Here is a 13,410-nt window from a genome sequence, read left to right as displayed (position 1 = left end):
TGCGGCGAGACAAGTCAAAGCTTTGACATGACGTTCCCATGTCCTGCTCCGACTTCAACCCCGATACCTGATTTGGTTCTTCCAAGCTTAGGGGGAGACCCATATACTTATGATGTGTCTTCCTCCTTTACGAGCCCTTGCGGTCAGCCGATTACTTTTTCGGCAGTAGGGCTTCCACCGGGATCCAGCATTAACCCGGCCACCGGCCTCATTAGCGGGACTGCGAACGGGTCTCAAATTTGGAATGTAACTGTGACAGCTACCACCATTTGCGGTCAAACAAGCCAAAGCTTCACAATGGACTTTAGTAGTGACTAATTAGATTAAAAGCCTCTTGTTTTCATCTTTGAAAACAAGAGGCTTTTTTCTCTAAAGAAAGTATTGATTTCCCATAATTATGATATTTTGTTATGTCTCATTTAAAGAAGTGTGCCTTCTTGGTAAATGCTAAATTTTAAAAATATAATTTAAGCTATTTATTAGGAGAGTATTATGACAAAATATGGACCTGCTGCTCAGAAATCTGTCGAAAAAGCCATGCATAAAATGAAAGAAGGCAAGCTTGAATCAGGGAAAAGTCATAAGAAAGTGACTTCCCGGGAGCAAGCTATTGCGATCGGTCTTTCAGAAGCTCGTAAAAAAGGGGCAAAAGTTCCCAAAAAAACTTCAAAATAAGAGGATCCCATGCTAACCACAATCCTTATCATTGTTTTAATTTTATTGCTTTTAGGCGCCATCCCTACTTGGCCTTACAGTTCCGGCTGGGGATATGGTCCAAGCGGTGTGATAGGAACGATTTTAATTATCGTGCTCATTTTAATGCTTTTAGGACGACTTTAACCTATCATTCGCCCTAAATAAGATCTTTATCATGGATAATTTTTATCCATGATTTATTTTTTTTAGTAATGTCACATTTCCAAGTCTCGAATTTTTTAAACAAGAAAGAATTTTTTCGCTGTAGGTAATCATTGAAGCCTCTATGATGCTTCAGTATTTATTAAGGAAAATAGAATGGACAACTTATTTGACGTTACTTTACCAATTGTTGAGCTTATCAATGCCAAATTTGGAGAAGACAAAGACTATCTTTCTCTTGTTTGCATGGGGGCCATAGCGGATCGGCTCGTAGGGTTTAGATTCAATATTGATAAGCATCTAAAGCCTTTTCTTACTTTTAAAGATAATGAAAATGAGCTTAAAGAAACTGGCGAAGGCAAATTTGAAGATGGAGGCGCTTTTTTCTCCTCAATTGGCGAGCCGACTCTTTATTTTGCAAGTTTACTCGCTCACGTGACAAAAGAAATAAAGGACGACCATCCTTTAGAAGACGCAAGGGAATTTGTCGCTTCTTCTTCTTTGCTTTTATTTGGAGATTTAAAGGATATTAGCAATATTCAATTAAAAGATGAGTTAAAACTAGAGAATATTCCAAAAGTAACTTTTTCAAATGCTGCTTCATTAACCCCGGGCGGGAAAGATCAGCTCGTTCTTAAAGTAATCACCTACGACCAGGAGAATTTTAATAATAGCGCCGAGATCATTGTACAAATAGACCTTAAGAATAAGCTATTTCATTTTATAGAAAAGGATCCGGCCAATAGACTTAATCTCTTAAAAGCTTTTATGCCAATTAAGCTTCAGAACTAAAACCCAATCTGCCGCTAATATTTCATTTAACGACGAATTCGTTTTTGAACCGCTTAAAAAAATTGTTGCTTATTGGCCCGTCGCTTTGGTTTAAAGCCTTTGCCAAATCTCATAGACCTGTCCTTGTCCCGCTGAAAACTGGCAAGGACGATCCTTTCCGGGAAGTCCGAAATTTGCTTTTAGAATATCATGATCTAGCTCATAGATGCCTTTAAAGGTTTTTCCTTGGAAAGGCCCGCTGCTTGGGATTAAATCGATTTGATTAGAGCCTTTTTTGATTTTGATTTTTCCGGATTCACTTTTAGGAAAGCCTCCCACATACTGAGGAAAAGTCAACTCCGACCAATCCAACCTGAAATTATTCGTATCCGGAAAACTATAAATAAAATGCTCAAAAATGGGAGCTGGAAGCCAAACACCATTTAACTGACAGCCAATCACTTTCCATTTTCCAAGCAAAGTTTGATCAAGTTTTTTAGTGCTCATAGAAACCTTTATTTAAGACTATGGGTGATCAATTGCGGCAATCCTAAAGACATGTTCTCAAGTATTTTTGCATGAGTGACAATGTTGTAGCGGTTTTTTAAAGCGTTTAAATTTTGGTGCGCAATCCGAGTCTTGCCATTTTCCCCCCAAATAAGAATTTTCAAAGGGAGCTCAAGGCCGATTTCCGGATTTTCTTGCATCAAATAAGTGCCTACTTTCGGATCACCGAATATAAGGAGTTTCTCTTCATTTAAATCCAATCCGTTATCCTTAGCTTCCACGGAATGATCGATAAGAGTGAAGAGTTTTATACTCTTTTTTTTCAAAACTTCTTTAATTCTATCAGTGGTTTCCAAGACAGAATAAGGGCTTTCATAAACTATAAGCGAATCATTCATAACACCCCTCCAAAAAACAACAAATAATTAATTTGTCAAATATAGGCAAGAAAATTTACTATCCGTTTATTTGAGTTGTTTTTATAAATTAAAATAAAAATTAATGTGAGATTCTAAATGCAAGAAGCACGTCCGATTAAATTATTTTCTCAAGACTCGTTTACTCCCATCCTTCCCTTTGACGAATCGAACCCGCTTGATCCAGAAGTCCAAAGCGATCATGTAGAAGTGGGTTTAAAAGTGAATGGCCATGTGATAAATGCTTGGAATATTAGCAACCCCAAGTTTCATTCCTTTTTTGGAATAGGAGAAAAACCCCCTTTTCGTCAAACCCATCTTTATGTAAGCAATCCCTTTGAAAAAGGGGTGTTAGAAGAAGCACTTAGGAGAAAAATTAAGAGTCAAATCAAAGTAATCGCTAAGAGATTCGTTGAAGGAAAGGTCAATATACAAATTATTGTAGAAGGTTATTCTCTTTTTTATTCTGACTTAATTAAAAAGGTAGAAAAACTTGGATTAAACACTTTTTTCTTAGTTAGTCATCTAAATAATAGACCGACTAATTGGAACGAAAGATGGAATGTGACAGCCCTTATGATCAATACGGAAAAATTTACAATTCATGAAAGCCAAACTTTTTTTTCGCAGTATTATGATAGAGAAGATTTCGATAAAGGAAAAAATTTTGTTCTGCCTTATGCTATAATAGAGGATAAAGAAACCCGGGAAAAAATGATCATAGCAGGAGCGCACATTAGCGGATGCCCCTCCCAGTTTCCTAAAACAGCTCTTGAACTCTTAGCTCAAACCATAGGTTTAATTTTCCAAAAAACCCAAGGCGAAATAGATATAATTATCGCCGGAGATTTTAATACTACCCCTGAATACCTTGAAAAAGGCCTTTTTCCATTTCTGCCGCCTTCTGCCTCCCTAATAAAGGCTCCCTACCCCACTCATGTGAATCCGAAGAGCCATGCAGCCAATTATGATCAAGCGGTTGTCATTTTAGGAAGTAAAGAAACCAAGGGCATTTATAAAAAGTTAAAAGAAAAGCATCTTTCTGCCGCAAGCCAAGCGCTCATTGGATCCATTCAAAAAAGTCGAATAAAGTTTTTGTCAAGCCAAGATTAATGAAGGATCTTCATCCAAAATTATCTTGTCATTTAATGAGTATTCTTTAGACTCCTTCCTAAATAAGCCCCTTTAAGCCAATTTGCTTAGAATCTTAATGGAGAACAGGTATGAGTCTTGAGATTAACCTTAGAGAGAATCCCTCTGATTTTGAATTCGATAATCAAGATCGACTTTTAGAAAAAGTGTCGCTTGAACTCCATGAAATGGGAGCTATTCAATTCGGATCTTTTAAACTTAAAAATGGCTCCATTTCTCCTTACTACGTCGATTTAAGAAGGGCGATCTCCTATCCGAAAACTCTTTCCCAAATGTGCTATTTGATGTGGCAAAAAATTTCAAATATCCCTTTTGACAGTCTTGCAGGCGTGCCTTATGCGGCCCTTTCTTTATGCACGGGCATTGCTCTTTTGAAAAATTTACCCATGATCATGGTTCGTAAGGAGGTTAAGGAGCATGGCACCCAGCAGCTGATCGAGGGGATATATAAAGAAAATGATACGGTCATCCTGGTGGAAGATGTCGTGACAACGGGAGGTAGTTTAATTGAAGTTGCCAAAAAATTGAAAGAGAAAGGACTTATTATTAAAGATGCGATTTGTTTTGTCGATCGAGAAGAAAGCGATTTATCAGAGCTAAAAGAGATGGGGATAAAGGTTCACTCCGTTTTAAATGTCTCTAAAATATTTTCTATTTTAAACCATGAACGAAAATTGAACACTGAAACAATTACCTCCTCTAAAGAAAACTTAAAGCCTCTTAGCTACCGTGAAAGAGCTTCTTTAACCAAGCATTCTCTTGCGAAAGACCTATTCTATTTGATGGACGAAAAAAAAACTAATCTTGCCCTGGCAGCAGATGTCAGATCAAAAAATGAACTTTTAAATCTTGCAGAGACAATTGGTCCTTATATTTGCGTTTTTAAAACACATATTGATATTGTCTCGGATTTTGATTTGGAGCTAATCAAAAAACTGCAATTACTTGCTGAAAAACATCGCTTTATTCTTTTTGAAGATCGTAAGTTTGCAGATATTGGCAATACGTCTTTAATGCAATATGAGGGAGGTATTTTTAAAATCGCTTCCTGGGCTCATCTAACTAATGCTCACACACTTGTTGGACCGGATCAAATCAAGGCTTTAAGAGAGGGCGGTAAAAAAAATGAAAGAGGCCTTCTGTTAATTCCTGAACTTAGTTCCGTACAAGCTTTGACAGATGAAAGCTATGCAAAAAAAACTATTCAAATGGCTGAAGATTTTCAAGATTTTGTAATAGGTTTTATCGCACGTAAAAGACTTACCCTAAACCCTAAATTTATCACAATGACTCCCGGTGTCATTTTAGGTGAAGGCAAAGATGCTTTCGGACAACAATATCTAAATCCAAAAGAAGTCATTCAAAATAGGAAGTCTGACATTATCATTGTCGGTAGAGGGATTTATCAATCTCATGACCCAATAAATTCAGCAAAACAATATCGTCAAGAAGGATGGGAAGCTTATCAAAATCGTCTTTTTTAAAGGTTTCAAAAGCCATTCTGATTTAAAATTTTAGAGTACGAAAAAAAAAGAATTGACATTGATGAAATTATCCTTTAACACATTATCGTCGGTCAACTTGATTTACTTCTTTAGATAGTACTTAAATCATAAGACAAAAATGCAATGACTTTGGATTCAAATGGAACTTTTAGCCCCGGCCCCTCTTTTAGGCAAACCTCCATTAGATGTCAGTGAATTTTTGGACACCTCTTTATTCCATGACAGTTTTTTAATTCTCGAAAATGGACAAACCTTTTCCGGAATATCCCCAAATTGGCTGAAGGGATCCTTAGTGGGAGAGGTTGTTTTCACAACCGGAATGACAGGTTATGAAGCTTCCTTAACCGACCCCTCTTATGCCGGACAAATTTTGGTTTTCACTTTCCCGTTAATAGGAAATTACGGAGTTCCCTCAAAAAGCTATTTCGAATCTGAAAAAATATTTGCAAAAGGGGTTGTAGTTTCAAATATCTGTCAAAATTGGAGCCATAATACCGGGGTACAGTCCTTTTTAGAATGGTTAAATGAGCAAAACATTCCACTTATAATGGAAGTCGATACAAGAGCTTTAACTAAAGTCATCAGAGAAAAAGGAACTTTAAAAGGGGTTATTTCAGAAAGAGAGTTCATTCAAAAAGAGTTTGAATTAAAGACAGAAACCTTTTTTGGAAAAGAGGTTTCGATTAAAGAACCTATGATCTACGGGCAAAAAGGTAAAACAATCATTGCGGTTGATTGCGGAATGAAGACAAATATTCTTCGGAATTTGCAAAAGCACCCATTAATCATTAAAAGAGTCCCTTACAACTATGATTACAGCCAAGAAGACTTTGATGGAGTATTTCTCTCAAATGGCCCCGGAAATCCGGAAGATTATAAAGAGACGATTGTCATATTAAAAAAAGCCATGCGTAAAAAAAAGCCCATTTTCGGCATTTGCCTTGGAGTTCAAATCTTGTCTCTTGCAACCGATGCAAAAACTTATAAACTTCCCTATGGACATCGCGGACATAATCAGCCTTGTATGGATTTAAGCACTAAAAAATGCTATATGACAAGTCAAAATCACGGTTATGCCATTAAAGAGGACTCCTTGTCATCCGATTGGATTGTTAGTTTTAAAAATCTAAATGACAATACCGTTGAAGGCATTAAGCACCTTCATTACCCTTTTTCCGGAGTTCAGTTTCATCCGGAAGCCGCTCCCGGACCTACCGATACCGAATGGCTTTTTGAACAATTTACAGCATCATTATGACATTATCCTCGCTAAAAAAAGGCAGCAAAGTCCTGATTCTTGGGTCAGGCGCTCTAACCATCGGCCAAGCCGGAGAATTTGACTATTCGGGATCTCAAGCCATTAAAGCCTTAAAAGAAGAAGGCATGCAAACCGTCTTGATCAACCCAAATATTGCCACGGTTCAAACCGATGATGGCCTGGCAGATCAAGTCTATTTCCAACCATTAAGTTTTGATATAGTCACTCAAATAATCGAAAAAGAAAGACCTGACGCTATCCTTTTAGGATTTGGAGGACAAACCGCTCTAAATCTTGGCATGGAGCTTCATGATGCCCATATCTTTCATCAATACAACATCCAAGTTCTTGGAACTCCCATAGAAACTATTCGTTTAACCGAAGATAGGCAACTTTTTAAGGAAGCCCTGATTTCAATCGGAGTCCATACCCCAAAAAGTTTTGCCGCAAAAGATGTGGAAAAAGCTTTGCATGCCGCCAATGAAATCGGATACCCCATCATGATGAGAGCCGGGTTCTCTCTTGGAGGACTTGGATCGGGCATTATCACTAATGAATCGCAGCTAATCCAAGCCGCCAAAGAAGTTCTCTCCAAAGCGCCGCAGATCCTCATCGAAGAATATTTGGAAGGCTGGAAAGAAATTGAATACGAGGTCTTAAGAGATTCAGCTGATAATGCAGTCGCTGTTTGCAACATGGAAAATTTTGACCCTATGGGTATTCATACAGGGGAGAGCATTGTCATAGCCCCTTCGCAAACTTTAACGAATCAGGAATATCATCTCTTACGCGAAGTGGCTTTAAAGACCATTCGCCACCTTGGAATTATCGGCGAATGCAACATTCAATATGCCCTTCACCCGACAGGCGATTATCGGGTGATTGAAGTGAATGCGAGGCTTTCAAGATCAAGCGCCTTGGCATCAAAGGCTACAGGATACCCGCTCGCCTTTATTGCAGCTAAAGTATCAATAGGAAAGCTCCTTCATGAGCTAACAAATCATATTACTCAAAAAACCAACGCCTTTTTTGAACCCGCTTTGGATTATGTCGTTGTTAAAATGCCAAGATGGGATATTCAAAAATTCAAATCAGCGGTTCGAACCATCGGCTCTGAAATGAAAAGCGTTGGCGAAGTCATGGCAATTGGAAGATCTTTTCCGGAAGCTATTCAAAAAGCTATCAGGATGTTAAATATTGGGTCTACAGGTATTTCAAAATACCCTCATGCTATTCCTGACCCTATAAACGAAATTAAGCATACTCAAGCAACCGATAGGCGTTTATTTGCCATTTATCAATACTTCTCTCAAGGCGGCAGCGTCGATGAAGTCTATAGATATTCAAAAATTGATAAATGGTTTTTACACCACCTTCATAGCCTCTATCAAATGGAAATAATTCTAAGAGAAATTTCTGAATTGGATAGAAGACACCTATTGGCTGCCAAAAAATTGGGATTTTCTGATGCAGCCATTGCCGATTTTCGAAATGAGTCCGAAAAAGACATCAGACGAAAAAGGCTTCAACTAAACATAAAGCCTGTCATTAAGCAAATCGACACACTAGCAGGTGAATTTCCAACTGATACTAATTATCTCTACATGACTTATCATGGAAGTTCACATGATATTCGCCCCTCAGCGAACCCGGGTATCATTGTTTTAGGGTCTGGACCCTATTGCATCGGCTCCTCAGTTGAATTTGATTGGTGTGCCGTAAATGCGCTAAAGAGCTTAAAAGAGCTTGGCGAGACTACGATAATCATCAATTCCAACCCTGAAACAATCTCGACAGACTTTGATGAATCGGATCGTTTATATTTTGAAGAATTAACGCTTGAGCGTGTTTCAGATATCGCGGATTTTGAAAATTTAAAGGGCATTATCTTAAGCGTCGGTGGTCAAGTTGCCAATAATTTAGCCTTGCAGCTAGAGGGGTCTAATTATCCCATCTTGGGAACGCCGGTTTCATTTATAGATTTAGCTGAAAATAGAAAAAAATTTTCATCCCTTCTAAATCATCTTAAAATCGATCAACCTCTTTGGACAGAGGTTAAAGAAACTTCTGAAGCAAAAGCGTTTGCTGAAAAAGTAGGCTTCCCCGTTTTATTTAGGCCCTCCTATGTCTTGTCGGGTTCAGCCATGAACGTGATCGATAATGCCAATGATCTCCAAAAATTTTTAGAAGAAGCTAAAATTTATTCGAGAGGTCATCCTGTCGTTTTATCACAATTTATTGAGAATGCCAAAGAGCTTGAAATTGATGGGGTGGCAAAAGAGGGAAAAATCCTTATCCAAACCATTTCTGAGCATATTGAAAACGCAGGCGTCCACTCAGGGGATGCCACTATTGTAATCCCGCCTCAAAAAGTCTATCTTGAAACTATAAGGCGCGCAAAAAAAGACACTGAAAGTATCATTAAAGCTTTGAATATAACAGGGCCTTTCAATATTCAGTTTTTAGCCAAAGATAATGCTATCAAAGTGATTGAATGCAATGCGAGAGCCTCCCGTTCTTTCCCTTTTGTGTCAAAAGTGACAAATTGCAATTTCATTGATATTGCGATTAAGGCCATTCTCGGGAAAAATAAGCCTCTTAAAATTGAAACCTTAGAGCTTAATCATGTCGGGGTTAAAACCTCTCAATTTTCCTATCACCGTTTAAAGGGTTCTAACCCTGTAGCTCAAGTGCAAATGACCTCTACCGGTGAAGTAGGCTGTCTTGGAGATACTTTTTTAGAAGCTTTTTATAGGTCTTGGCTATCAACGGGTCAAAAAATTCTTGGAAAACGAATTCTTTTAAGTATTGGCGGCGAAAAAAAAGCAAAACTACTATCCTCTATTCAAAAGTTAGATAGTTTAGGTTTTGAATTATATGCCACAGAAGGCACTCATGATTTTCTAGCCAATCATGGTATTGCCAGCCGATTTCTTCACAAAACAAGCGTTCTTTCAAATCCAAATATTAAAAACGCTATTTCTTCAAGAAACTTGGATTTAATTATTAATATTCCAACTAACCGAGAACCTAATATCATGACTGATGGCTATACCATTAGGCGTCTTGCAATTGACTATAATGTGCCTCTTATCACTAATTTGCAAATAGCTCAGCTTTTCTTAATTTGCCTAACCGATCTTAATTTAAATAAAATCCCAGTAAAATCTTGGAAAGAGTACCTTTTGCATGACAACTAACCCTAAAGATTATCAAGATACTCTAAAGTCTTTTGAAAATCGAAGTATTCTATCCATAAACGATTTTTCAAAAAATGAATTGTTAGCCCTCATTCAATTAACCGCAGCCTTTAAAAATAAGACCATCCATTCCAACTTGCAGGGATCTTTAATGGCAAGCTGCTTTTTTGAGCCATCCACTAGGACGAAATTATCTTTTGAATCTGCCATGAAGCGCTTATCCGGGGAAGTAATTGGCTTTAGCGATGCTAAAGAAACCTCTATAAGTAAAAAAGAAACGCTCTCAGATACTATAAAGATGGTTGGCGAATATGCAGATGTGATTGTTTTAAGACATCCCTTTTCGGGTTCTGCAAGGCTTGCTCACGAATCGACAAAAACCCCTGTCATTAACGCAGGAGATGGATCTAACCAGCATCCGACTCAAACCCTTGTGGATTTATTTACGATAAATCAGTGCCAAAATAAATTAAATGATCTGCACATCGGTTTTACAGGTGATCTCAAGTATAGCCGAACCATACACTCTCTTGTTCAAGCCTGTTCCATTTTTAATATGCGCATGTATTTTACCTCTTATTATGGTCTGGAACTTCCCTCTCAAATAAGCAATGAGTTAAAAAATAAAAGCATCTTGTTTTCATTTCACCCAGACTTAAAAGAAATTATCCCGAAATTGGACATCCTCTATATGACCCGCATTCAAGAAGAAAGAATGCCAAAACCTTTTAGCTATTCAACCGAGGAAAATTATCACCTAGAGGAGTCTATGCTTGAGAAAGCAAAATCCAACCTAAAAATTCTTCATGCGCTTCCTCGGGTGAATGAAATCGATAGATCCCTTGATAACCACCCGTCGGCATATTACTTTGAGCAAGCAAAAAATGGCCTTTATTTAAGACAAGCCCTATTAAGTTCTATTTTAGGTAAATTATGGAAGTAATTGATCGCATTGAGACGAAAAAAATATTATCTGTCGCCGCCATTGATGAAGGGACTGTGATTGATCATATTCCTGCCGGAAAATCCATATTGCTTTTACGTTTACTTAAATTAGAAAATAAAGGTTATCAAATTACCCTCGGGTTAAATCTGCCAAGTTCACGCTTAAAAGCTAAGGATTTGATTAAAATCAAAGATTGGGAAATGAGCCCTATCGAAGCTGCCAAAATAGCTATAATTTCACCTGTTGCAACAATTAATATCATTCATGATTACAAAGTATTTCATAAATTCGCGGTTACTCTTCCCGCCACCATTGAACATACGGTTTCATGTCCCAATCCTTGCTGCATTACAAGCTATGAACATTCCCCCTGTTACTTCTATGTAAAGCCCCATAAAAAAGAAATCTTGTTAACTTGCAAGTACTGCGAACAATCCTTTTATCAATCGGATATTAAAAATTACACTTTTTAGGCCCGAACATGATCCGAATTTTAAATGTAAATAAAGTCGATGGCTCAAAAGGCGAGCTTTGTCTTTTAAGCGAAGAAGATTCCTATGAAATTGATGGACAGGGCCTCTTGATGCTCCCCGCTTTTATCGACCCTCATGTGCATTTTAGAATCCCCGGCGCGTCTCATAAAGAAGATTGGATTACAGGCTCGTATGCAGCGTTATTGGGTGGTGTTACGACAGTTTTTGATATGCCGAACAATACGCCCAATTGCACGACCTTATCAGCGTTTAAAGAAAAAGAGGTTCTCATCCAAAAACAGCTAGATCAAGGCGGGATTCCTTTACGATTCCATCTCTATTTCGGGGCTACGAAAGATAACCTGAAAGAGATTCCAAAAGTAAAGGACCATGTGATTGCCATAAAGGTATTTATGGGATCAAGTACAGGCGATTTACTTGTGGATGATGATAAAACCCTTGAGGCTATTTTTAAAATGGCCAAAGATCTTGATTTACTTGTCGCCCTTCACGCAGAGGATGAAAAGATTATTTCGAAAAATAAGCTCATTTATCAAAACGAAACCGATCCCTCCATCCATTCCAAGATAAGAAATAGGGAAGCTGCTAAAGCCGCCGTCACTAAAGCGATTGAACTCACAAGCAAATATGGAACACGCACCTCCATTTTACATTTAAGCACAGAAGATGAGATTTCGCTTGTGAAGCAAGCAAAAAAGCAAGGCTTGCCGGTTTTTGCAGAAGCGACTCCCCATCATTTATTTCTCACCCAAGAGAGCTACAAAAAATTTGGCAATAAAGTAAAAGTCAATCCTCCCCTAAGGGAAGACAAGGACCAAGAGGCTCTTTGGAAAGGGATCCAAGAAGGGGTTATCGATTATATAGGAACCGATCATGCGCCCCATACCCTGAGTGAGAAAAGTCTAAATTATAAAGAAGCTCCGGCAGGCATTCCATCGATTGAACTTTTACTCCCCCTTTTACTGACAGCTGTTGATCAAGGGAAAATCGATCTTGAAACTTTAGTCAAGCTTACAAGAACCAATATTGAAAAAATTTTTAGATTGAAAGAGCAAACCGATTTTATTCTAGTCGACCTTGCCTCTTCCAAAAAATTTAAAGATGAAGAGTTAAAAACCAAATGTCAATGGTCCCCTTATTCAGATCAAATGCTAAAAGGGAGAGTGGCTTATGTCTTTATTCAAAATAAACTTTTTCACATGGATAAACTCGCTTTATGCCCCTCTTAGATAATAAATTAAGTAAACCTATCTACGACATTAAGAAAAGCTATATCGAAAATGTCCTTCAAGGGCCTTGTTTTGAAAACTCCTACCCGGAAAGAATTTATAAAGACAAACGCGACTGGATTTCCTTTTTAGGGTTTTCACTTGCCTCTCCTTTAGGGGTACCGGCAGGCCCTCTTCTGACAAGCGGCTGGATTGGTCTCGCATCAAAGCTTGGATTTGATGTCTTAACTTATAAAACTATTAGAAGCTTTCCTTATGCCGGTCATCCGACCCCAAATGTGGTTTACGTAAAACCCCTAGCGGATTCAGATAAGGTTATCGAATGCGAAAAAGAACCGGACACCCTTGAAAATTTAAGCATTACCAATTCATTTGGCATGCCCTCTATGCCGCCGCTCTTTTTACAAGAAGATATCGCAAAAGCTAAAGCTCTTTTAAAAGAAGGCCAAGTCTTGATTGTTTCAGTTGTAGGCTCAAAAGATACGGGAAGCCTTCAAGAAGATTTTGTCCGTACAGCGCTTCTTGCAAAAGAAGCCGGGGCGGATATCATAGAAGCCAACTTTTCATGTCCCAATGTTCAAAGTCAAGAGGGGTCTCTTTATTTAGACCCTGAAAATACGAAAGCCATTGCAAGTGCTCTTACCAAGGCCTTGAATTCCACGCCTTTAATTATTAAAGTCGGACACTTTGAAGATCCAAAGAGACAAAAAGAAATCCTCATTAGCTTAAGCCGCGCTAAAGTACAAGCCGTAGCCGGGATTAATAGCATTTCAAAGTCTGTCCTTAAAGAAGATGGCTCTTATGCTCTAGGGAAAGAGCGAAAAGTAAGCGGTGTTTGCGGCAGTCTTATCCGAAAAAACGCTCTTGATTTTGTAAAATTAAGCAAAAAAATCATCACCTCTGAAAAGCTAGACCTTGAGCTTATAGGAGGCGGCGGCATTGCCCTTCCCTTTCATTTTGATGAATTTCTTGAGAGCGGCGCCAAACTTGCCATGTCTGCCACGGGGATGATGTGGGATCCCTTAATTGCTAGTAAATGGCATAACAAGTAACAACACTTATTACAAAGTTCCT

General features: G+C 38.2%; 14 protein-coding genes. 12 read left to right on the top strand and 2 right to left on the bottom strand.

What is annotated here, in order from left to right:
* The 4 genes from CSEC_RS01775 to CSEC_RS01760 all read left to right on the top strand — a co-directional run.
* The coding region (locus tag CSEC_RS01775) for a putative Ig domain-containing protein (protein WP_041016671.1) at nucleotides 1–318 on the top strand (318 nt) is incomplete at its 5' end.
* A gap of 174 nt (nucleotides 319–492) precedes the next feature.
* Nucleotides 493–675, top strand: coding sequence for a DUF6496 domain-containing protein (locus tag CSEC_RS01770; protein ID WP_041016670.1), 183 nt, complete (start codon nucleotides 493–495; stop codon nucleotides 673–675).
* Nucleotides 676–684: 9 nt separating this feature from the next.
* Nucleotides 685–840 carry a DUF3309 family protein gene (locus CSEC_RS12915; RefSeq protein ID WP_041016669.1) on the top strand — a complete coding sequence of 52 codons (156 nt, stop codon included), beginning with the start codon at nucleotides 685–687 and terminating at the stop codon, nucleotides 838–840.
* 174 nt (nucleotides 841–1,014) lie between these two features.
* The gene (locus CSEC_RS01760) at nucleotides 1,015–1,650 is read left to right on the top strand and encodes a hypothetical protein (RefSeq protein WP_041016667.1); all 636 of its coding nucleotides are present in this window, start codon (nucleotides 1,015–1,017) and stop codon (nucleotides 1,648–1,650) included.
* Nucleotides 1,651–1,740: 90 nt separating this feature from the next.
* On the opposite strand, the gene CSEC_RS01755 is transcribed toward CSEC_RS01760, so the two are convergent.
* Together CSEC_RS01755 and CSEC_RS01750 are read right to left on the bottom strand one after the other, a co-directional pair.
* Complete coding sequence (locus CSEC_RS01755; RefSeq protein WP_041016666.1) at nucleotides 1,741–2,136, bottom strand: hypothetical protein; 396 nt, start codon at nucleotides 2,134–2,136, stop codon at nucleotides 1,741–1,743.
* An 8-nt stretch (nucleotides 2,137–2,144) separates the two neighbouring features.
* Nucleotides 2,145–2,534: a DUF302 domain-containing protein gene (locus tag CSEC_RS01750; protein ID WP_053331678.1), complete on the bottom strand. Its 390-nt coding sequence runs from the start codon at nucleotides 2,532–2,534 to the stop codon at nucleotides 2,145–2,147.
* 117 nt (nucleotides 2,535–2,651) lie between these two features.
* On the opposite strand from CSEC_RS01750, the gene CSEC_RS01745 reads away from it, so the two are divergent.
* From CSEC_RS01745 to CSEC_RS01710, 8 genes are all read left to right on the top strand, one after another.
* Nucleotides 2,652–3,665 (top strand): exonuclease/endonuclease/phosphatase family protein, encoded by a 1,014-nt coding sequence (locus CSEC_RS01745; RefSeq protein WP_041016665.1) that lies wholly within the window; start codon nucleotides 2,652–2,654, stop codon nucleotides 3,663–3,665.
* A 110-nt stretch (nucleotides 3,666–3,775) separates the two neighbouring features.
* The gene (pyrF, locus tag CSEC_RS01740) at nucleotides 3,776–5,188 is read left to right on the top strand and encodes an orotidine-5'-phosphate decarboxylase (protein WP_041016664.1); all 1,413 of its coding nucleotides are present in this window, start codon (nucleotides 3,776–3,778) and stop codon (nucleotides 5,186–5,188) included.
* A 160-nt stretch (nucleotides 5,189–5,348) separates the two neighbouring features.
* Nucleotides 5,349–6,467 (top strand): glutamine-hydrolyzing carbamoyl-phosphate synthase small subunit, encoded by a 1,119-nt coding sequence (carA, locus tag CSEC_RS01735; RefSeq protein WP_079977934.1) that lies wholly within the window; start codon nucleotides 5,349–5,351, stop codon nucleotides 6,465–6,467.
* Entirely contained in the window at nucleotides 6,464–9,667 is a 3,204-nt protein-coding gene (gene carB, locus CSEC_RS01730) for a carbamoyl-phosphate synthase (glutamine-hydrolyzing) large subunit (protein WP_041016663.1), read from the top strand. Before carA ends, carB begins: the two co-directional genes overlap by 4 nt.
* A complete protein-coding gene (pyrB, locus tag CSEC_RS01725) occupies nucleotides 9,657–10,610 on the top strand; it encodes an aspartate carbamoyltransferase (protein ID WP_053331677.1) in 954 nt (317 codons plus the stop codon). Before carB ends, pyrB begins: the two co-directional genes overlap by 11 nt.
* The gene (pyrI, locus tag CSEC_RS01720; protein WP_053331676.1) at nucleotides 10,601–11,086 is read left to right on the top strand and encodes an aspartate carbamoyltransferase regulatory subunit; all 486 of its coding nucleotides are present in this window, start codon (nucleotides 10,601–10,603) and stop codon (nucleotides 11,084–11,086) included. The genes pyrB and pyrI overlap by 10 nt, the downstream gene beginning before the upstream one ends.
* A gap of 8 nt (nucleotides 11,087–11,094) precedes the next feature.
* On the top strand, nucleotides 11,095–12,336 hold the full coding sequence (locus tag CSEC_RS01715; RefSeq protein ID WP_041016662.1) for a dihydroorotase: 1,242 nt from the start codon (nucleotides 11,095–11,097) through the stop codon (nucleotides 12,334–12,336).
* A complete protein-coding gene (locus CSEC_RS01710; protein ID WP_041016660.1) occupies nucleotides 12,324–13,388 on the top strand; it encodes a beta/alpha barrel domain-containing protein in 1,065 nt (354 codons plus the stop codon). The genes CSEC_RS01715 and CSEC_RS01710 overlap by 13 nt, the downstream gene beginning before the upstream one ends.
* The last annotated feature ends 22 nt before the right edge of the window (nucleotides 13,389–13,410 follow it).

It is taken from the genome of Criblamydia sequanensis CRIB-18 (assembly GCF_000750955.1).
Lineage (GTDB): Bacteria > Chlamydiota > Chlamydiia > Chlamydiales > Criblamydiaceae > Criblamydia > Criblamydia sequanensis.
The sequence above is the reverse complement of the archived record's forward strand: the minus strand, read 5'-3'. Positions and strand labels throughout refer to the sequence as shown.

Bases quoted from the DNA above. Each gene is read 5' to 3' on its own strand.
- CSEC_RS01770 (WP_041016670.1), top strand. From the start codon at position 493: ATGACAAAATATGGACCTGCTGCTCAGAAATCTGTCGAAAAAGCCATG.
- CSEC_RS12915 (WP_041016669.1), top strand. From the start codon at position 685: ATGCTAACCACAATCCTTATCATTGTTTTAATTTTATTGCTTTTAGGC.
- CSEC_RS01760 (WP_041016667.1), top strand. From the start codon at position 1,015: ATGGACAACTTATTTGACGTTACTTTACCAATTGTTGAGCTTATCAAT.
- CSEC_RS01755 (WP_041016666.1), bottom strand. From the start codon at position 2,136: ATGAGCACTAAAAAACTTGATCAAACTTTGCTTGGAAAATGGAAAGTG.
- CSEC_RS01750 (WP_053331678.1), bottom strand. From the start codon at position 2,534: ATGAATGATTCGCTTATAGTTTATGAAAGCCCTTATTCTGTCTTGGAA.
- CSEC_RS01745 (WP_041016665.1), top strand. From the start codon at position 2,652: ATGCAAGAAGCACGTCCGATTAAATTATTTTCTCAAGACTCGTTTACT.
- pyrF (WP_041016664.1), top strand. From the start codon at position 3,776: ATGAGTCTTGAGATTAACCTTAGAGAGAATCCCTCTGATTTTGAATTC.
- carA (WP_079977934.1), top strand. From the start codon at position 5,349: ATGGAACTTTTAGCCCCGGCCCCTCTTTTAGGCAAACCTCCATTAGAT.
- carB (WP_041016663.1), top strand. From the start codon at position 6,464: ATGACATTATCCTCGCTAAAAAAAGGCAGCAAAGTCCTGATTCTTGGG.
- pyrB (WP_053331677.1), top strand. From the start codon at position 9,657: ATGACAACTAACCCTAAAGATTATCAAGATACTCTAAAGTCTTTTGAA.
- pyrI (WP_053331676.1), top strand. From the start codon at position 10,601: ATGGAAGTAATTGATCGCATTGAGACGAAAAAAATATTATCTGTCGCC.
- CSEC_RS01715 (WP_041016662.1), top strand. From the start codon at position 11,095: ATGATCCGAATTTTAAATGTAAATAAAGTCGATGGCTCAAAAGGCGAG.
- CSEC_RS01710 (WP_041016660.1), top strand. From the start codon at position 12,324: ATGCCCCTCTTAGATAATAAATTAAGTAAACCTATCTACGACATTAAG.